This window comes from Flexivirga oryzae (assembly GCF_014190805.1).
Classification (GTDB): domain Bacteria; phylum Actinomycetota; class Actinomycetes; order Actinomycetales; family Dermatophilaceae; genus Flexivirga; species Flexivirga oryzae.
Genome location: NZ_JACHVQ010000006.1, coordinates 12,975 through 31,196, shown reverse-complemented (window position 1 = coordinate 31,196; position 18,222 = coordinate 12,975). Strand labels below are relative to the sequence as shown.

The 18,222-nt window shown below is 70.9% G+C and carries 19 protein-coding genes; 15 read left to right on the top strand and 4 right to left on the bottom strand.

Translation table 11 applies throughout. The annotated features are described in order from the left end of the window. Positions 1 to 50 precede the first annotated feature (50 nt). Together mca and FHU39_RS22580 are read left to right on the top strand one after the other, a co-directional pair. Positions 51 to 992 carry a mycothiol conjugate amidase Mca gene (gene mca / locus FHU39_RS22585; RefSeq protein ID WP_183323107.1) on the top strand — a complete coding sequence of 314 codons (942 nt, stop codon included), beginning with the start codon at positions 51 to 53 and terminating at the stop codon, positions 990 to 992. Further along, positions 982 to 1,263, top strand: a complete 282-nt coding sequence (locus FHU39_RS22580; protein ID WP_183322990.1) for a hypothetical protein — start codon at positions 982 to 984, stop codon at positions 1,261 to 1,263. Before mca ends, FHU39_RS22580 begins: the two co-directional genes overlap by 11 nt. A gap of 11 nt (positions 1,264 to 1,274) precedes the next feature. Here FHU39_RS22580 and trhA read toward each other — a convergent pair whose 3' ends face one another. Next, complete coding sequence (trhA, locus tag FHU39_RS22575; RefSeq protein ID WP_183322989.1) at positions 1,275 to 1,979, bottom strand: PAQR family membrane homeostasis protein TrhA; 705 nt, start codon at positions 1,977 to 1,979, stop codon at positions 1,275 to 1,277. A 117-nt stretch (positions 1,980 to 2,096) separates the two neighbouring features. On the opposite strand from trhA, the gene FHU39_RS22570 reads away from it, so the two are divergent. Next, on the top strand, positions 2,097 to 2,858 hold the full coding sequence (locus tag FHU39_RS22570; RefSeq protein WP_183322988.1) for an isoprenyl transferase: 762 nt from the start codon (positions 2,097 to 2,099) through the stop codon (positions 2,856 to 2,858). 22 nt (positions 2,859 to 2,880) lie between these two features. On the opposite strand, the gene FHU39_RS22565 is transcribed toward FHU39_RS22570, so the two are convergent. Next, positions 2,881 to 3,915 (bottom strand): S66 peptidase family protein, encoded by a 1,035-nt coding sequence (locus FHU39_RS22565; RefSeq protein ID WP_183322987.1) that lies wholly within the window; start codon positions 3,913 to 3,915, stop codon positions 2,881 to 2,883. 262 nt (positions 3,916 to 4,177) lie between these two features. Here FHU39_RS22565 and phoH2 point away from each other — a divergent pair, with 262 nt between their 5' ends. From phoH2 to FHU39_RS22550, 3 genes are all read left to right on the top strand, one after another. Further along, positions 4,178 to 5,518 (top strand): RNA 5'-3' helicase PhoH2, encoded by a 1,341-nt coding sequence (phoH2, locus tag FHU39_RS22560; protein WP_183322986.1) that lies wholly within the window; start codon positions 4,178 to 4,180, stop codon positions 5,516 to 5,518. A gap of 256 nt (positions 5,519 to 5,774) precedes the next feature. Beyond that, positions 5,775 to 6,584, top strand: coding sequence for an aggregation-promoting factor C-terminal-like domain-containing protein (locus FHU39_RS23885; protein WP_221185841.1), 810 nt, complete (start codon positions 5,775 to 5,777; stop codon positions 6,582 to 6,584). Positions 6,585 to 6,650: 66 nt separating this feature from the next. Then, positions 6,651 to 7,043: a hypothetical protein gene (locus tag FHU39_RS22550; RefSeq protein WP_183322985.1), complete on the top strand. Its 393-nt coding sequence runs from the start codon at positions 6,651 to 6,653 to the stop codon at positions 7,041 to 7,043. 7 nt (positions 7,044 to 7,050) lie between these two features. Here FHU39_RS22550 and coaA read toward each other — a convergent pair whose 3' ends face one another. Beyond that, positions 7,051 to 8,004, bottom strand: a complete 954-nt coding sequence (coaA, locus tag FHU39_RS22545) for a type I pantothenate kinase (protein ID WP_183322984.1) — start codon at positions 8,002 to 8,004, stop codon at positions 7,051 to 7,053. A 98-nt stretch (positions 8,005 to 8,102) separates the two neighbouring features. Between coaA and glmS the strand changes: the two genes are divergently transcribed. From glmS to tsaD, 9 genes are all read left to right on the top strand, one after another. Continuing rightward, entirely contained in the window at positions 8,103 to 9,956 is a 1,854-nt protein-coding gene (glmS, locus tag FHU39_RS22540) for a glutamine--fructose-6-phosphate transaminase (isomerizing) (protein WP_183322983.1), read from the top strand. A gap of 90 nt (positions 9,957 to 10,046) precedes the next feature. Then, positions 10,047 to 10,400 (top strand): holo-ACP synthase, encoded by a 354-nt coding sequence (locus tag FHU39_RS22535; RefSeq protein WP_183322982.1) that lies wholly within the window; start codon positions 10,047 to 10,049, stop codon positions 10,398 to 10,400. Positions 10,401 to 10,410: 10 nt separating this feature from the next. Beyond that, positions 10,411 to 11,892, top strand: coding sequence for an NAD(P)H-hydrate epimerase (locus tag FHU39_RS22530; protein ID WP_183322981.1), 1,482 nt, complete (start codon positions 10,411 to 10,413; stop codon positions 11,890 to 11,892). 31 nt (positions 11,893 to 11,923) lie between these two features. Continuing rightward, on the top strand, positions 11,924 to 13,090 hold the full coding sequence (alr, locus tag FHU39_RS22525) for an alanine racemase (RefSeq protein ID WP_183322980.1): 1,167 nt from the start codon (positions 11,924 to 11,926) through the stop codon (positions 13,088 to 13,090). Continuing rightward, the gene (locus tag FHU39_RS22520) at positions 13,087 to 14,190 is read left to right on the top strand and encodes an alpha/beta fold hydrolase (protein WP_183322979.1); all 1,104 of its coding nucleotides are present in this window, start codon (positions 13,087 to 13,089) and stop codon (positions 14,188 to 14,190) included. The genes alr and FHU39_RS22520 overlap by 4 nt, the downstream gene beginning before the upstream one ends. Further along, positions 14,187 to 14,663, top strand: coding sequence for a tRNA (adenosine(37)-N6)-threonylcarbamoyltransferase complex ATPase subunit type 1 TsaE (gene tsaE / locus FHU39_RS22515; protein WP_183322978.1), 477 nt, complete (start codon positions 14,187 to 14,189; stop codon positions 14,661 to 14,663). Before FHU39_RS22520 ends, tsaE begins: the two co-directional genes overlap by 4 nt. Before the next feature lie 22 nt (positions 14,664 to 14,685). Continuing rightward, a complete protein-coding gene (tsaB, locus tag FHU39_RS22510) occupies positions 14,686 to 15,363 on the top strand; it encodes a tRNA (adenosine(37)-N6)-threonylcarbamoyltransferase complex dimerization subunit type 1 TsaB (protein ID WP_183322977.1) in 678 nt (225 codons plus the stop codon). Further along, positions 15,360 to 15,845, top strand: coding sequence for a ribosomal protein S18-alanine N-acetyltransferase (rimI, locus tag FHU39_RS22505; protein ID WP_183322976.1), 486 nt, complete (start codon positions 15,360 to 15,362; stop codon positions 15,843 to 15,845). Before tsaB ends, rimI begins: the two co-directional genes overlap by 4 nt. Beyond that, positions 15,838 to 16,884: a tRNA (adenosine(37)-N6)-threonylcarbamoyltransferase complex transferase subunit TsaD gene (tsaD, locus tag FHU39_RS22500; RefSeq protein WP_183322975.1), complete on the top strand. Its 1,047-nt coding sequence runs from the start codon at positions 15,838 to 15,840 to the stop codon at positions 16,882 to 16,884. Before rimI ends, tsaD begins: the two co-directional genes overlap by 8 nt. 34 nt (positions 16,885 to 16,918) lie before the next feature. On the opposite strand, the gene FHU39_RS22495 is transcribed toward tsaD, so the two are convergent. Next, positions 16,919 to 18,181 (bottom strand): glycoside hydrolase family 3 N-terminal domain-containing protein, encoded by a 1,263-nt coding sequence (locus FHU39_RS22495; RefSeq protein WP_343066081.1) that lies wholly within the window; start codon positions 18,179 to 18,181, stop codon positions 16,919 to 16,921. Positions 18,182 to 18,222: the final 41 nt, after the last annotated feature.

The window sequence follows — 18,222 nt, the reverse complement described above, 5'->3', positions numbered from 1 at the left end:
ACGAGGAGTTGCAGCACGTGACAGAGTCACCGACTGACGGCCTGCGCCTGATGGCGGTCCACGCCCACCCCGACGACGAGTCCAGCAAGGGGTCGGCCACCATGGCCCGCTACGTCGACGAGGGACACCCGGTGCTGGTCGTGACGTGCACCGGCGGGGAGCGGGGCGACATACTCAACCCGCGGCTGAAGGGCAACGCCGACATCCAGCGTGATCTGCCGCAGGTGCGTCGCGCCGAGATGGCCAAGGCCCGCGAGATCCTGGGGGTCGACCAACTCTGGCTCGGGTTCGTGGACTCCGGTCTGCCCGAAGGCGATCCGTTGCCTCCGCTGCCCGAGGGCTGCTTCGCGTTGGAGCCGCTCGACATCACCACCGAGGCGCTGGTCCGGGCGATCCGTGCCTTCCGGCCGCACGTCGTCACGACGTATGACGAGAACGGTGGCTACCCGCACCCGGACCACATCATGACCCACGACGTGACCGTCGCCGCGTTCGAGGCGGCCGCGGACCCGGCGGCGTTCCCGCACGCCGGCGCGCCCTGGCAGGCGTTGAAGCTCTACTACGACCGCGGGTTCTCCCGGGCCAAGATGATGGCCTTCCACGAGGCGCTGCAGGAGGAGGGTCTGGAGTCGCCGTACGCGGAGTGGCTGGAGCACCGCCGGGATCGCCCCGAGGGTCGCGTGACGACGCGGGTCGAGTGCTCCAAGTACTTCCCGGTGCGGGAGCAGGCGCTGCTCGCGCACGCGACGCAGATCGACCCCGACGGCACCTTCTTCGCGCTGTCGCCCGCCGGGCAGGCGCGGGTCTGGCCGACCGAGGAGTTCGACATCGCACGGTCCTACGTCCCGGTCGCCGAAGGCGAGGACGACCTCTTCGCCGGTCTGCCGCAGGATGTGGCGGCGGCCGATGCGCTGGCGACGGGCCCGCTCGGCGAACCGGTCGTCGACGATGTGAAGCAGCGAGTGACAAAGGAGACCGCCGATGTTGACTGATGCCTTGAACGACGGCGGCAACGAGAGCGTCGCCGTCACCGCGGGGATCTGGGGATTCCTGGTGCTGTTCGGTCTGGCGATCGCCTGCTGGCTGCTCTTCCGCAGCATGAACAACCACCTGCGCAAGGCGAAGTGGCAGGACGAGCAGGACCACCCGGTCCGGCAGCGCATCCCCAACCGTCCGCGTCCGACGCCGCCGGCCGAGGATGAGGCGGCCGCGCCCGACGTGACCGCCGACAGCGCCGACGGCAAGAGCGGCACGGGCTCCTGAGCGGGCGCGGGTCAGGCGGTCGCGTGCCCGTAGATCGCCAGTGACGCCGCGACGTAGTGCGTGATGAACGCCACCACGGTGAACGAGTGGAAGATCTCGTGGAAACCGAACCAGCGCGGTGACGGGTCGGGGCGTTTGGTGCCGTAGACGATGGCGCCGAGGGTGTAGAGCCCACCACCGACCGCGATGAGGGTGATGATCGCCGGCCCGCCGGAACGCATCAGCGGCCCGAAGTAGAAGATCGCCACCCAGCCCAGGGCGACGTAGATCGGCGTGTAGAGCCACCGCGGTGCGGTCACCCAGAAGATCCGGAAGATCACCCCGAGCCCCGCACCGCTCCAGACCAGGACCAGCAGGCTGATCGCGGCGCGGCCGTGCAGCAGCGTCAGCGCGAACGGCGTGTAGGTGCCGGCGATGATCAGGAAGATGTTCGAGTGGTCCATCCGCTTGAGCGCACGCTCGACCCGCGGACTCCAGGTGCCCCGGTGGTAGACCGCCGAGGTGCCGAACAGCACCGCCGCCGTCAGCGCGAACACCGCTGCGCCGATCCGGCTGCGCGCGGTCGGCGCCAGGCAGACCAGCACCACCCCGGCGGCAACCGCGGCCGGGGTCATCCCGGCGTGCAACCAGCCGCGCAGCTTGGGTTTGACTGCTCTCATCAGGTCCGTGGCGTCCTGCTGCAGCGAACGCGCGGACGGGCGGGTCGGCTCGGTCATGCAGCCAGGATAAGTGGGGGAGTTGTGAGCCAACCGTGGTCCTTCGACGCTGTGACTCATCTCTCGGCATAGTCTGGAGCGCGGGTCGTCGAGTGACAAGGAAAGCGGGGCCGGCTGATGCGGGTGACTGATCTGCTGTATGCCGCGTACGAGCGACACGTACGCAAGTCACTCCCGGAACAGAACCTGCCGCGTCACGTCGGCGTCATGCTCGACGGCAACCGGCGCTGGGCGAAGGCCCGCGGGGCGCAGACGGCCGACGGCCACCAGGCGGGTGCCGACAACATCAAGCCGTTGCTCGGCTGGTGCGAGGAGGCCGGTGTCGAGGTCGTCACCCTCTGGCTGCTGTCCACCGACAACCTGTCGCGCTCGCCGGTGGAGCTGACGCCGCTGCTGGGCATCATCGAGGGGGCCGTGGAGAGCCTCGCCGCCGAGCAGCGCTGGCGGCTGCACCCGGTCGGCGCGCTCGACCTGCTGCCCGACTCCACCTCGCAGGTGCTGAAGCAGGCCGCCGACGACACGGCCGGCGTCGACGGGATGATCGTCAACGTGGCCGTCGGGTATGGCGGCCGCCGCGAGATCGCGGACGCCGTGCGGGCGATGCTGCAGGAGCACGCGGCACGCGGCACGTCCATCGAGGAACTCGCCGAGACCCTCGACGTGGAGCACATCGCGCAGCACCTCTACACCAAGGGGCAGCCGGATCCCGACCTCGTCATACGCACCTCCGGCGAGCAGCGCCTCGGCGGTTTCCTGCTGTGGCAGAGCGCGCACTCGGAGTTCTACTTCTGCGAGGCCTACTGGCCCGACTTCCGCCGCGTCGACTTCCTGCGGGCACTGCGCGCGTACGCCGAGCGGGACCGCCGCCTCGGCAAGTAGGACCGCCGATCACTCGCGAACGTCAGCCGAAGTGCGCTGTGATCGTTCGGGATTCGCCGTCGACGGTGACCTTGCCGCCGTACGGCAGGAGCAGCTGCGGGCAGGTGTGGCCGTAGTCGACGTCGAGCGCGACGACGAGGTCCGGGGCGTACTCGTCGACCGCGCGCAGCACGGCGTCGCGCTGCTCCGCCCGGATCGCTGACGCGTCGTCCACCGACACCTGGTGCTCGTGGTCACCGACCGGTGGCCGGCCCCAGAGCAGCGCCGACGCGGCGCCGAGCAACCCACGCTCGCCCAGATTGCGCAGCATCCGGTAGTTCTCGGTCGGCGTCTTCGGCTCCTCGTGCGCCTCGAGGAGCAGCACCATTCCCTCGTACGACGACACGGGCCGCATCCACCGATCGGCCGCGAGGGTCCACTCGACGATCTCCAGGCAGCCGCCCCAGGTCGGTCCGGTGACGCGTCGTGCCGGCCCGCTCCAGGTCCACGGCTCGGCGGGCAGGTCCGGCGCCGCGTCGGTCAGCGCGCGCGGGTCGTCCCAGCGCAGGCCGACGTCGCGGGTGCGCTGCTGCGGGGCGAGTTCGACCGCACCACCGAAGAGGGCGGCACGCAACGACTCCAGGTGCGCGTCGTCCGGCACCGGGCCGAGGTGCACCTGGGTGGAACCGCCGTGGACGGCCGCGATCCCGTGGAACCACAGGTAGTTGAGCAGATTGGTGTTGTCGCTGTAGCCGAGGAAACGCTTCGGGTGGGCGCGGATGACCTCCGCGTCGAGGTGCTTGAGCACGGTGATCTGGTCGTCCCCGCCGATGGTCGACAGGACCGCCCGGATGCCGGGGTCGGCGAACGCCGCGTTCAGGTCCGCCGCTCGCTCCGCCGGCGTCGCGTCGCGGCGCGTCGTGGGGAATTCGACCGGCTCCACCCCGATCACGTCGCGCAACCGGCGCAGCGCCTGCTCGTGGACGGTGGGGAAGTGCGCCGGAGCCGCCCAGCTCGGAGAGACCACGGCGACGCGATCCCCCGGGTGCAGAGGCGGCGGCAGGACGGGTGTCGGCATACGACCATCCAACGGTGCGTCCCGAGCGTCCGGCAAGCGAATTCCGCGCCACCGTTCGGTGTGTCGCACCGGAATCCACCGCGTCATCCGTAGTGTCGGACCTGACGCAGCGCGATCCCCGCGATGCGTTCGGGAGGCCCACGATGGAGCGATCTTTGCTCCGGACGGAGGGCCGGCACCGGTCCTTCAGGGCTCGGTCCCGGCACCTGGTCCGAGAGTAGGTCACACGGCGCGACATGCCGCGTGACCGGAGGAGATCGTCATGGCCACCAGCTCCAAGCCATCCCCTTCGTCCACCACGGCCACGCCGCGCGGCATCCGCACCTACGTGCTCGACACGTCGGTGCTGCTGTCGGACCCGCGCGCCATACGTCGCTTCGCCGAGCACGAAGTCGTCCTGCCGGTCGTGGTCGTGACCGAGTTGGAGGCCAAACGGCACCACCCGGAGCTGGGCTACTTCGCCCGCACCGCGCTGCGCGCGCTGGACGATCTGCGGGTGGAGCACGGGCGGCTCGACGCGCCAGTGCCGATCGGGGACGGCGGCACCCTGCGGGTCGAGCTCAACCACACCGACCCGCAGTCGTTGCCCAGCGGGTTCCGGCTCGGCGACAACGACTCCCGGATCCTGGCCGTCGCGCGCAACCTGGCCGACGAGGGCCACGACGTCACCATCGTCAGCAAGGACCTGCCGATGCGGGTCAAGGCGTCCGCGGTCGGGTTGCGGGCCGAGGAGTACCGCGCCGAGCTGGCGGTCGAGTCCGGCTGGACCGGCACCACCGAGTTGGACGTCTCCCAGCAGCAGCTCGACACGTTGTACGACGAGGGCCGCGTCGAGCTGCCGGAGGCGGCCGACCTGCCGTGCAACACCGGGGTCGTGCTGATCGGTGCCGGGAGCAGCAGCGCCCTCGGCCGGGTCATGGCCGACAAGTCGGTGCGGCTCGTCCGTGGCGACCGCGACGCCTTCGGCCTGCACGGCCGCTCCGCGGAGCAACGCATCGCCCTGGACCTGCTGCTCGACCCCGACGTCGGCATCGTCAGCCTCGGCGGGCGGGCCGGCACCGGCAAGTCGGCGCTCGCGATGTGCGCGGGGCTGGAGGCCGTGATGGAGCGGCGCCAGCACAGCAAGGTCATCGTCTTCCGGCCGCTCTACGCCGTCGGCGGTCAGGAACTGGGCTACCTGCCCGGCACCGAGAACGAGAAGATGGGCCCCTGGGCACAGGCGGTCTTCGACACCCTGGGCGCGGTCGTCTCCCGTGAGGTGACCGAGGAGGTCATCGACCGCGGCCTGCTCGAGGTGCTGCCGCTGACGCACATCCGGGGCCGGTCGCTGCACGACGCGTTCGTGATCGTCGACGAGGCGCAGTCACTCGAACGCGGGGTGCTGCTCACCGTGCTGTCGCGGATCGGCCAGAACTCCCGCATCGTCCTCACCCACGACGTCGCCCAGCGCGACAACCTGCGGGTCGGCCGGCACGACGGCGTCGCCGCCGTGATCGAGAAGCTCAAGGGACACCCGCTGTTCGGGCACGTCACCCTGCACCGCAGCGAGCGCAGCCCGATCGCCGCTCTGGTCACGGACCTGCTGGAAGGAACCGACGCCTGATTCCGCCGATCGGGGCGCAACATTCCGCCAGGAGTCGTCTCGCACCGCAAAATTTCCCATACGAATATCTCGGTTCGGTAACGCTGGGGTCCGAACTTCGGGTAACGTACGTGCCGACGCGCTCGACGAAGGTGGCTCGCAGGAGCCGCGTGAGCGCGGCGGTGCATGCGACAGGACCCCGAAATCCTGTCGCATCAGTCTGCCGGGGCCCACTTGGGCGCGTCAGCCATGTCTTCCCCCGAAAGGCTGCTGCTCCATGTCTCGTCCCATGGGACGTCACCGCGCCCGTCGCGACACCGGTATCCACGCACTTCGTCGGCCAGCGGTAGCAGCAACAGCCGCGATCTCCTCGGTCTCGGTCGCTGCGGCGGCATACTCGACCGCGGCCAGCGCGAGTGCCAGCGTCGCCGGCACCGCCCGGGCCAACATCGCGCTCGGCGCGCCCGCTCAGACCTCGACCGCGTTGCAGGCCGCGAACGCGGCCGTCGCCACCAACTCGCAGGCACAGGTCGCCGCCGCCAACCGAGCGGTCAACGCGCGAGCGGCCGCCGACGCCAGGACGAAGTCGGCCGTCGCGGCCCGTGCGACCTCGGCCGCGAAGTTGCGTTCGAAGGCGGCGGCCAGCGCCAAGGCGGCGGTCAAGGCCGACGCGGCCAAGAAGGCCGCCGCGAAGAAGGCAGCCGCGAAGGCCGCTGCGGCCAAGGCGGCCGCTGCCAAGCGCGCGACCCCGCCGGCCACGTCACGCAGCAGCGCCCCGAGCTACGGCGGCAGCCCGCAGACGATCGCCTCGGCGATGCTCGGCTCCTACGGCTGGGGCCAGGACCAGATGGGCTGCCTGATCAGCCTCTGGAATCGCGAGTCCGGCTGGAACGTCTACGCCGCCAACCCGTCCTCCGGCGCCTACGGCATCCCGCAGTCGCTGCCCGGTTACAAGATGGCCAGCGCCGGCGCCGACTGGCGCACCAACCCGGCGACGCAGATCCGCTGGGGTCTGGGCTACATCCGGTCGACCTACGGGTCGCCGTGCGGTGCGTGGGGCCACTCCCAGGCCACCGGCTGGTACTAGACGGATCGAATCGCCGACGCCGGGGCTGCACGGTCCCCGGCCGACCGACGGGCTATTTTGGGCACCATGCTCCTGCACAAGCGCTGGTTCGTGGCGGCCTACTGGGTCGTCGCGGTGGTGCTCATCGGTGTCGGTGGGGCACTCGGCGCCGCCTGGGGAGACTCCCAGGCGCCGACCTTCAACAACGAGGACAAGGGTTCGGTCCCGGCCAACGGTGTCTCGCACCTGCTCTACCAGGTGTTCGGCGGCATCCTGCTGGCACTGGTCGTCGCCGCCGTCTTCGCCGGCCTCTGGCTGCTGCTGTGGGCGCGCGCTCGCCGCACCGAGGCCGAGTACGACGACCCCGACGTCGACGACGAGGACACCATGTCGGTCGACGACGTGGAGCACATGTTCGACGAGGACGACGAGGACCCGGACGAGGTCGAGGACGCGGGTCCGCCGAAACACCGGCGCTGAGCCCGCGTCATACCTTCCGTAGCCGCACCCGCGTCACGTGGTGGCTGGAATCCTTGCGCAGCACCAGCGTCGCCCGGCTACGGGTCGGTGCGACGTTCTGCTCCAGGTTCGGGCCGTTGATCGTGTCCCAGATCTGCCCGGCCCGGGCGACGGCCTGCTCGTCGGTGAGCTCCGCGTAGCGGTGGAAGTAGGCGTCCGGGTCGGCGAACGCCGTCTCCCGCCAGCGCAGGAAGCGTTCGACATACCACTGCTTGATGTGGTCCTCGCGGGCGTCCACGTAGACCGAGAAGTCGAAGAAGTCCGACACCGCCAGGGTGCCGCGCTGGTCAGCGGTGTGCGCCGACGGTTGCAGCACGTTCAGGCCCTCGACGATCAGCACGTCCGGCTGGTGCAGCTCGATCCGCCCACCCGGCACGATGTCGTAGGTGAGGTGCGAGTAGACCGGCGCGCTGACGACCTCCGACCCCGACTTCACCTCGGTGAGGAAGCGCAGCAGCTTGCGGCGGTCGTACGACTCCGGGAACCCCTTGCGCTCCAGCAGGTCGCGGCGCTCCAGCTCCGCGTTGGGGAAGAGGAACCCGTCGGTGGTGACCAGTTCGACACGCGGCGTCCCCGGCCAGCGCCCGAGCAACTCCCGCAGGATGCGGGCGGTCGTCGACTTGCCGACCGCGACCGAGCCGGCGATACCGATCACGAACGGGGTCCGTGCCGGCCGCTCGCCGAGGAAGTCGGTGGTGACGCGGTGCAGCCGGCCGGTGGCCCCGACGTAGATGTTGAGCAGCCGGGACAGCGGCAGATAGATCTCCTCGACCTCCGGTATGTCGAGCCGGTCGCCGGTGCTGCGCAGTCGCCGGATGTCGTCGGCCGTGAGGCTCATCGGGTGCGAGTCCCGCAGGCCCGACCATGCCGTGCGGTCGAACTCGAGGTAGGGCGAGAGGACGGACGTGCGGCTGCGAGTCACCGGGCCATTGTCCACGACCCGCGCCGCGACGTGCTCCGGGTGCCGGTTCGGCGGGTCGGGTCCGGCCCGGCGGGGGCCGATCGGGTTGAATTGCCTGCATGTGCGGAATCGTCGGGTATGTCGGCCCCACCGTGAGCTCCCGGGCCCAGGGCGTCGTGATGGAGGGCCTCGCCAGGCTCGAATACCGCGGGTACGACTCCGCGGGCATCGCGCTCGTCGCCGACGACGCGATCGCGATCCGCAAGCGCGCCGGCAAGCTGGCGAACCTGCTGGCGGACATCGACGCGCACCCGCTGCCGGCGTCGCGCACGGCGATCGGGCACACCCGCTGGGCCACGCACGGCGGGCCGACCGACACCAACGCGCACCCGCACCTGGGCGGCCCGGACGGCAAGCTGGCGCTGATCCACAACGGCATCATCGAGAACTTCCACGCGCTGCGCACCGAACTGTCGGCGGACGGTGTCGCCTTCGCCTCCGAGACGGACACCGAGGTGGTCGCGCACCTGCTGGCGCGGGCCTACGACGGCGACCTGACCGCCGCCATGCGGACCGTCGTGGCCCGGTTGGAGGGTGCCTTCACCCTGCTCGCCGTGCACGCCGACCAGCCCGGTGTCGTCGTCGGCGCGCGCCGCAACAGCCCCCTCGTCGTCGGGCTCGGCGACGGTGAGAACTTCCTCGGGTCCGACGTGGCGGCCTTCATCGGCTACACCCGCGAGGCGCTGGAGCTGGAGCAGGACCAGATCGTGACGATCACGCCGGACCGGGTGGACGTCATCGGTTTCGACGGCGATCCCGCGCAGGGGAAGGCCTTCCACGTCGACTGGGACGCCGCGGCCGCCGAGAAGGGCGGCTTCGACTGGTTCATGGAGAAGGAGATCAACGAGCAGCCGCAGGCCGTCGCGGACACGCTGCTCGGGCGCACGGACGAGACGGGTGCGCTGGTCCTGGACGAGTTGCGCATCTCCGAGGAGCAGTTGCGCAGCGTCGACCGGATCACGTTCGTCGCGTGCGGCACGTCGGCATACGCGGCGATGATCGCGAAATACGCGCTCGAGCGCTGGACCCGGATCCCGGTGGAGGTGTCGCTCGCCCACGAGTTCCGCTACTGCGACCCCATCGCGAACGACCACACCCTGGTCGTCTCGATCAGCCAGTCGGGCGAGACCATGGACACGCTGATGGCGGTCAAGCACGCGCACGACCTCGGCGCGCTCACCCTGTCGATCTGCAACACCCACGGCTCGACGATCCCGCGGGAGTCCGACGGCGTCCTCTACACGCACGCCGGGCCGGAGATCGGCGTCGCATCGACCAAGGGCTTCCTCTCCCAGATCACCGCGTGCTACCTGCTGGGCCTCTACCTGGCCCAACTGCGTGGCGAGGCGTATGCGGACGACACCCGCGTCGTCCTCACCGAGTTGCAGGAGACGCCCGACCGCATCGCCGAGGTGCTCGATCGCCTCGAACGGGTGCGGGAGATCGCGCGGTTCATGGCCGACACCCGGTCGGTGCTCTTCCTCGGCCGGCACGTGGGCTTCCCCGTCGCGCTGGAGGGTGCGCTCAAACTCAAGGAGCTCGCCTACATCCACGCCGAGGGTTTCGCGGCCGGCGAGCTCAAGCACGGCCCGATCGCCCTGATCGAGCCCGGTCAGCCGGTGTTCATCGTGGTGCCCGGCCCGGACACCCCGCACGGCCTGCACGGCAAGGTCGTCTCCAACATCCAGGAGATCCGCGCCCGCGGGGCGCGCACGATCGTCCTCGCGCAGGACGGGGACACGGCGGTCGAGCCGTTCGCGGACGAGGTCATCCGGGTGCCGCGCACCTCGCCGATGCTGCAGCCGCTGGTGACGGCGGTGCCGTTGCAGGTGTTCGCGATGGAGCTGGCCAACGCCAAGGGTCTGGACGTCGACCAGCCGCGCAACCTGGCCAAGTCGGTGACGGTGGAATGAGCACCCCACGAAGTTTCTCCTCCGCTTCGCTCCCCCGAATACTTCGCGGGGACCCCGCTCTTCGCACTGCATCGTGACCGGAGTGGAACAGTGAGTATCGTCGGGGTCGGCATCGACGTGGTCGACGTGGCACGCTTCACGGCCAAGCTGGAGGCGACACCGCGGCTGGCCGAGCGACTGTTCGTCGAGGCCGAGCGGTCGTTGCCGCCCAACTCGCTGGCCGGCCGGTTCGCGGCGAAGGAGGCGCTCGCCAAGGCGCTGGGTGCGCCGGTCGGGCTGCACTGGCGCGACGCCGTGGTCGTCAAGGACGGGGTGGGTAAACCGTCCTGGGAACTGCAGGGGTCGGTGCGGGCGAGGGTGGAGGAGCTCGGCATCCGCTCGTTGCACCTATCGATCTCGCACGACGCCGGCATCGCATCGGCCATCGTGGTGGCCGAGAACTAGGAGACACAGCGTGATTCGTGCGTATGACGTGCCGGCTGTCCGAGCGGCCGAGGACGCCGTCCGGGCACAGCTGCCCGACGGTGAGCTGATGCAGCGGGCGGCGGACGGGCTCGCGGCCGTCGTCGCAGCGCGGCTCTCCGAGGAGGGCACCGATCAGGTGGTGGTCCTCGCGGGTGGGGGAGATAACGGCGGCGACGCGCTCTACGCCGCGGCGGCACTGGCGTCCGAGGCGGCAGAGGTCGTCGCGGTGCTGGTGGGTCCGCGGACCCACGAGGAGGCGCTGGCGGCGGCCGAGTCGGCCGGGGTGGCGGTGGAGGAGTGGCGCGCGGGCGCGGCACCCGACGGGGTGGTGGCGGCGCTGGCGGAGGCCGACGTGGTCGTCGACGGGATCCTCGGCATCGGCGGGCGGCCCGGGCTGCCGGAGCATCTGGCCGGGCTGCCCGACCTGATCAGCGAGGCCGCGCTGGTGGTCGCCGTCGACCTGCCGTCCGGATGTGACCCGGCGGGCGAGGTGCGCAGCGACGCGATCTACGCCGACGAGACCGTCACCTTCAGCCTGGCGAAACCGGTGCACCTCATGCCGGCGACCGAGGAGGCTGTTGGACTGCTGACCGTTGTCGACATCGGTGTCCCCGATCCGGAAACGCCTGCGGTACAACGGTTCTCGCACACGGACGTCACCGGGCTGTGGCCGGTGCCCGCGCCGGGCGACGACAAGTACTCCCGTGGTGTGCTCGGGGTCGTCACCGGAGGGGAGCACTACACCGGTGCCGCGGTGCTGTCGGTCACGGCGGCGATGACCGCGGGCGTCGGGATGGTCCGGTATGTCGGGCCCGAAGCGCCGACCGACCTGCTGCGGCAGGCCGTGCCCGAGACCGTCTTCGGGGTCGGCCGCGTGCAGGCCTGGCTGATCGGGTCCGGACTGGACGTCGAGGCTGCGTCCGAGGAGCAGCTGCGTGCCGCGCGGGAGGCGCTCGCCTCGGAGCTGCCGGTGCTGCTCGACGCCGGCGGGCTCGACCTGCTGGACGCGCCACGACCGGCGCCGACCCTGTTGACGCCGCATCTCGGTGAATTGCTGCGGTTGGCAACACGTCTCGGCATACCCGGTCCGGACGGCGGCGAGCTGTCGCAGGAAACCGTGCAGCAGGCGCCGACGGTCGTCGCCCGGCAGGTGGCCGACCGGCTGCACTGCACCGTGCTCGTCAAGGGGGCTGTCACCGCGGTCGTGTCACCGAGCGGGTCGGGTGTCCCGACGTTCACGCAGGCCGACGGTCCGTCGTGGTTGGCCACGGCCGGCGCGGGCGACGTGCTGGGCGGCATCTGCGGTGCGCTGCTGGCCGCCGGGCAGGACCCGGCGACGGCCGGAGCGCTCGGCGCCCTGGTGCACGGAGTCGCCGCCGACCGGGCCAACCCGGGTGGTCCGGTCCGTGCCCTGGACGTCGCCCACGAGCTCGGCCGGACGGTCGCACACCTGCTCCGCCTCCCCGCATAACGCCGGTCCCCGGAAGTGCCACACTTGCCTCGTGACTGAGCAAGCGAATCTCCTGACCGGCGCCGCCGCCACCGCGCGGGTGACCGTCGACCTCGACGCCATCGTGCACAACGTCGAAGTGCTGCAGCGCCACGCCGGCAACGCTGCCGTGATGGCGGTCGTCAAGGGCGACGCCTACGGACACGGACTCGTCCCCAGCGCCCGGGCCGCACTGCGTGGTGGTGCGCACTGGCTCGGCGTGGCGCAACTGCAGGAGGCGCTCGCGCTCCGGGAGGCAGGCGTGACCGCCCCACTGCTGACCTGGCTGCACGCGCCGGGGGTCGACTTCGCTGCCGCCATCCGGAACCGCATCGACGTCGGGGTGCCGGCGATCTGGGAGCTGGATGCCGTCGCCGCGGCCGCGCGGGAGGTCGGTGAGACCGCACGCGTCCAGCTGAAGGTCGACACCGGTCTTGCACGGAACGGGGCCTACGGCCCCGACTGGCCCGCGCTCGTGGACGCCGCCGCGCGTCACGTGGCAGACGGAACCATCAGTGTCACAGGTGTTTTCACGCACTTCGCGTTTGCTGACGCACCGCACCACCCGACGGTCCAGGCGCAGCAGGTCAGGTTCGCCGATGCGGTGCGCGACTGCGAGCGGGCCGGCTTCGCGCTCGAGGTGCGGCACATGTCCAACTCGGCCGCGACCCTGACCACCCCGCAGGCCGCCTTCGACATGGTTCGTCCCGGGCTGGCGGTCTACGGGCTGTCCCCGGTCCCCGACATCGGTGGACCGTCGCGCTTCGATCTGATCCCGGCGATGACCGTGTCCGCGAACGTCACTGTCATCAAAAGGGTTCCGCAAGGGCAAGGCGTCAGCTACGGGCTCACCTATGTCACTCCGCGTGAGACGACACTGATCGACGTGCCGTGCGGGTACGCCGACGGGGTGCCGCGCGCCGCATCCTCGGTGGGGCCCGTCCTCGTGGGCGGGCAACGCTGCACCGTGGCCGGCCGGGTCTGCATGGACCAGTTCGTCGTCGACGTCGGCGACCTGCCGGTGCAGGCCGGCGACGAGGTCGTCCTCTTCGGCACCGGCGCCCATGGCGAGCCGACGGCACAGGACTGGGCGGAGGCCACCGGCACGATCAGCTATGAGATCGTGACGCGGATGAGCACCCGCCTGCCCCGCATCTACCTCGGCGAACCCGACGCATGAGGTCACGTGGCCTGATCGGGCTCGGCATCGGACTGGCCGCCGCCGGTGCCGCCACCGCAGCGGGCGTCGCGACCGACCGCGTGCTGCGAGCACGCCGTGCGGAGGCGGCAGCCCTGGAGGCGGGCGGCGAGGATCCGCAGGTCGTGGCGGACGGCACGGTCGTGGTGGCCGATGACGGTGTGCCGCTGTACGTCGAGGTCGACGAGTGCGACGGTGCCGCCAGCACCGTCGTGCTGGTGCACGGCTACGCCCACAACGGCAGGCTCTGGGCACAGCACCGCGCCGCGATCCACGAGGCGGGCTATCGGGTGGTCGTCCCCGACCTGCGCGGTCATGGGCGCTCCGGGGAGGGCGACGACGCGTCATACACCATCGCCCAGCTGGGGCGGGACCTCGCCGCCGTCGTCGAGCAGACCACGCCGAAAGGCCCCGTCGTGCTGGTCGGGCACTCGATGGGCGGTATGGCGATCATGGCGCTCGCCGAGGAACGCCCGCAGCTGTTCCGCGAGCGCATCGTCGGTGTCGCACTGGTCAGCACCAGCGCCGGTGGCCTGGGCGAGGTCAACTTCGGGCTCGGCAAGCAGCTGGGATCCGTCGTGCACCGGCTCGGGCCGGCCGCCGTGACGCGGGCGGGTCGGAGTCCGGAGCTGGTCAACAACGCACGACTGCTCGGTCGCAACGTGGAGTCGGCTCTGGTGCACCGCTATTCGTTCGGTGGACCGGTGCCGCGGGAGGTGATCCGCGAGGTCGCCGAGATGATCTTCGCGACCAAGCTGCACGTGATCGGCGCGTTCCTGCCGGCGCTGATGGAGCACGACCGGCGGGCGATCGTGGCCAAGTTCGCGGGGATCGAGGTGCTCATCCTGCACGGCACCCGTGACCGCATCACGCCGATCAGTCACGGCGAGGAGCTGGCGCAGGCGCTGCCGGGTGCGGAACTCGTGGTCGTCAAGCGGGCCGGCCACGTGCTGCCGCTGGAGGACCCGGCGCTGGTCACCCGGGAGCTGCTCGCGTTCCTGGGCCGTGCCACGCGCGGTGTTACTGGTGGTCATCGGCGAACGAAACGAGCTGACCAGCAAGGGGATTCGGCCGCATCATGACGTCCGCGATAGCCCGGCTGGACAGTGCGGACGAGACACACGTCTGGGGTGCGCGACTCGGCGCACTGCTGGCGGCAGGTGATGTGGTGGTCCTCACCGGCGGTCTCGGCGCGGGCAAGACGACGTTGACGCAGGGCATCGCGGAGGGGCTCGGCGTGCGCGGCCCCATCACGTCGCCGACCTTCGTGATCGCGCGGATCCACCCGTCGCTGGTCGGCGGCCCGGCACTCGTGCACGTCGACGCCTACCGGCTCGGCGGCCCGGACGAGCTCGACGACCTCGATCTGGATGCGGACATCGCGGTGTCGGTCACGGTCGTCGAGTGGGGTGCCGGAATGGCTGAGGCGCTGGCCACGGAGCACCTGGAGATCGTCCTGGAGCCGGACGCCACCGGCGAGGCCCGGCGAGCGACCCTGCTGCCGACCGGCGACCGTTTCGAGACGCTCGTCGGGGAGCTCTCGCAGGACGCCTGACGGTGCGCCGTACCCTTGTGCGGTGCTGCTGCTCGCCCTCGATACCGCCACCTCGGCCGTCACCGTTGCGCTCCACGACGGGGCGCGCGTCGTCGCCGAGGAGTCACTGGCCGACGCGCGGCGTCACGCCGAGACCCTGACGCCGATGATTGCGTCGGTCGTGGCGTCGGCGGGCCACCGTCCGGGCGAGCTGACCGACGTTGCCGTCGGTGTCGGGCCGGGGCCGTTCACCGGCCTGCGGGTCGGTCTGGCCACGGCGGTGACGCTCGGCCTGACCCTCGGCATCCCGGTGCACGGAGTGTGCAGCCTCGATGCCCTCGCGCACGCCGTCGCCGGCTCCGGCGGAGCACCGGAGGACTTCCTGGTGGCGACCGACGCACGTCGCAAGGAGGTCTACTGGGCCAGCTACCGCTGCTCCGCCGGTATGCCGCAACGGATCTCGGGTGATCCGCAGGTCTCCCGCCCCGGCGAACTGCCCGACCAGATCCGGGCGCTGCCCGCGGCCGGTCGCGGGCCGGTGCTCTACCCGGACTGCTTCGCCGGTGCTCTCGAACCGCTCGACGTCCCGGCCGGGGCGCTCGCGTCATACGTCGTGGCCCGGCTCGCCCGCGGCCACGAGCTGCTCGCCGCACAGCCGCTCTACCTGCGTCAACCGGACGCCAAGCCGTCGGCCGGAATGAAATCGGTGCTGCCGCGATGAGCGCCGACCGACGTGAGGCGACGGTCGAGTTCCGCGAGCTGGAGTGGCCCGACCTGCCGGCGGTCGGTGCGATGGACGAGCAGATCTTCGGCCACGATGCGTGGTCGGCGCAGTCGTGGTGGTCCGAACTGGCCGGCCGCCCTCGGCGCCGGTACACGGTGGTGACCGCCAGCGACCGGATCGTCGGCTACGGGGGAGTGGACTGCGCCGGCGCGACGGCCGACGTGATGACGATCGCGGTCGACCCCGCCCGGCAGGGTCATGGGCTGGGGCGCCGCCTGCTGGAGCGGCTGACGGCCGAGGCCCGCGGGTCCGGCGCTGAGGCGCTGCTCCTCGAGGTGCGAGCGGACAATGAGCCAGCCCGAAACCTTTATCTACGAGCAGGTTTCGAGCACATCCGGACCCGCCGCAACTACTACCGGCCGGACAACGTCGATGCGCACATCATGCGCGCGAACCTCGAGGTGATCTCGAATGACTGAACCACTCGTCCTCGGCGTCGAGAGCTCGTGTGACGAGACCGGCGTGGCGTTCGTGCGCGGCAACACGCTGCTCGGTGACGTCGTCGCGAGCAGTGTCGAGCAGCACGCGCGTTTCGGCGGCGTCGTGCCCGAGGTCGCCAGCCGGGCCCACCTGGAAGAGCTGGTCCCGACGATCCGGGGCGCGTGCCGGGAGGCCGGGCACGAGCTGGCGGACATCGATGCCGTCGCCGTGACCTCCGGTCCGGGACTCGCTGGTGCTCTGATGGTCGGCGTCGCCTCGGCGAAGGCGCTCGCCTGGGCGCTCGACAAGCCGTTGTACGGCGTCAATCATCTCGCCGCGCACGTCTGTGCGGACGTTCTCGATCACGGGCCACTGCCGGAACCCACTGTGGCACTGCTGGTTTCGGGTGGTCATACCAATCTGCTGCTGGTGCGCGACATCGCGTCCGACGTTGTCGAGCTGGGCAGCACCATCGACGACGCCGCGGGGGAGGCCTTCGACAAGGTCGCCCGGGTACTGGGTCTGCCGTACCCGGGAGGTCCGCACATCGAGCGCGCGGCCGCCGACGGCGACCCCTCTGCCATACGCTTCCCGCGCGGCCTCACCTCCCGGAAGGATCTGAAGCGGCACCGCTTCGACTACTCGTTCTCGGGGTTGAAGACCGCAGTCGTGCGCTGGGTGCAGGAGCGAGAGTTCGCGGGCGAGCCGGTGCCGGTGGCCGACGTGGCGGCGAGCTTCAACGAAGCGGTCGCGGATGTGTTGACCCGCAAGGCGATCGACGCCTGTCACGAGTACGGCGTGCACGACCTGCAGATCGGTGGCGGTGTCACCGCGAACAGCCGCCTGCGCGCGATGGCGCAGGAGCGGTGTGACGCTGCGGGGATCAGCCTGCGGGTGCCCCGTGTGCGGCTGTGCACCGACAACGGTGCGATGGTCGCGGCTCTCGGTTCGCAGATGGTGCAGCGTGGCCTGCGACCGAGTTCGCTCGACCTACCTGCGGATTCGTCGATGCCGGTGAGCCAGGTCAAGGCCGACTGACCCGGCCGAGGGCGAGCGGTGCGGGCGCCGCGGGTCAGCAGTGCAGGAGGCCGAGGCGCCGCTTGAGGGTCAGTACCCGCTGCACCGACGCCGTGACCTTGGCCGCGAACGCGGCGTCGGAGCCGGCCCGGGCAAGGATCGCGCCGATCATCGGGGACGCATTGGCGGCTCGCCCGGTCAGCACGATGTCGCCGCCCGCGGCGACGAACCGCACCGCGCGCTCACCCACTGGGATCCCAGACACCGCAACGGCGTTCATGTCATCGGTGACGACCACGCCATGCCACCCCAGCGTGCCGCGGAGCAGCCCGGTGATGACCTTGCCGGAGAAGGTCGCCTGGGTGGACGGGTCGAGCTTCGCGTAGTGAGCCGACGCGATCATCACCGCGGCGGCGCCGGCCTTCATGCCCGCGGAGAACGGCCGCAGGTACGGATCGGTTGCCGTGGTGACGGTGTCGGTGGTGCCGACGCTGGTGTAGTCGGTGTTGCCGGTGATCCGGCCGAGCCCGGGGAAGTGCTTCACGGTGGCGCCGACGCCGCCGGCGTCCAGACCGCGCACGACGTCCCCGACAGCAGCGGCGACGGTCGCCGGGGCATGGCCGTACTCCCTGGCGTACTTGCCGATCGGAGCATTGGATGCAGCCATCGAGGCCGGCACCGTGTCGGAGACCGGCGCCAGATCGAGATTGACGCCCGCTGCCTTCAGCTGCCGCCCGATGGTCGTCGCATAGGCGGTGCGCGCCGAACTGCTCATCGTGCCCTGCTGCAACGCCGAGACCAGGGTGCTGAAACCCGGACCGCGCAGTTGCTGCACCGCGCCGCCCTCCTGGTCGGCTGCGATCAGCATGCCGACTCCACCTGTTGCCGACGAACTTGCTTCGGACTGCAGATGATTCGACGTCGACTGGATCTTGGACCGACCCGTCCAGCCGCCGAGGTAGATGACATTGCCCACGTGCTGCTCAGCGATCAGCGAGTCGTCGGCAGTGGACGCGGCATTCGCGTCCAGCCCGATCATCAGCAGCTGGCCGGCCCGCTGTGCCGGGGACAGCCGCTCGTAGGTCCGCTGGACGCAACTGTTCGCCGGTGCGGGGGTGGTCGTGGGGCGCGCGGAAGAACTCGAAGCGTGCGACGGTGTGTTCGACGACGGTGCGCCACCGGTCGACGTCGCGACCGACTCACGGGTCGTGGCCGCCGACGAGGCGTCATCCGACCCGCCGGACGAGCAGGCGGTCACCGCGACGGCGGTCACGGCGGCGAGGGCAGCGGCGGCTACGGGCCGTCGGGCGAAAGACACGGCTCGACGGTAACTCACGGCGAACTTCGGGCTGCGCCGGC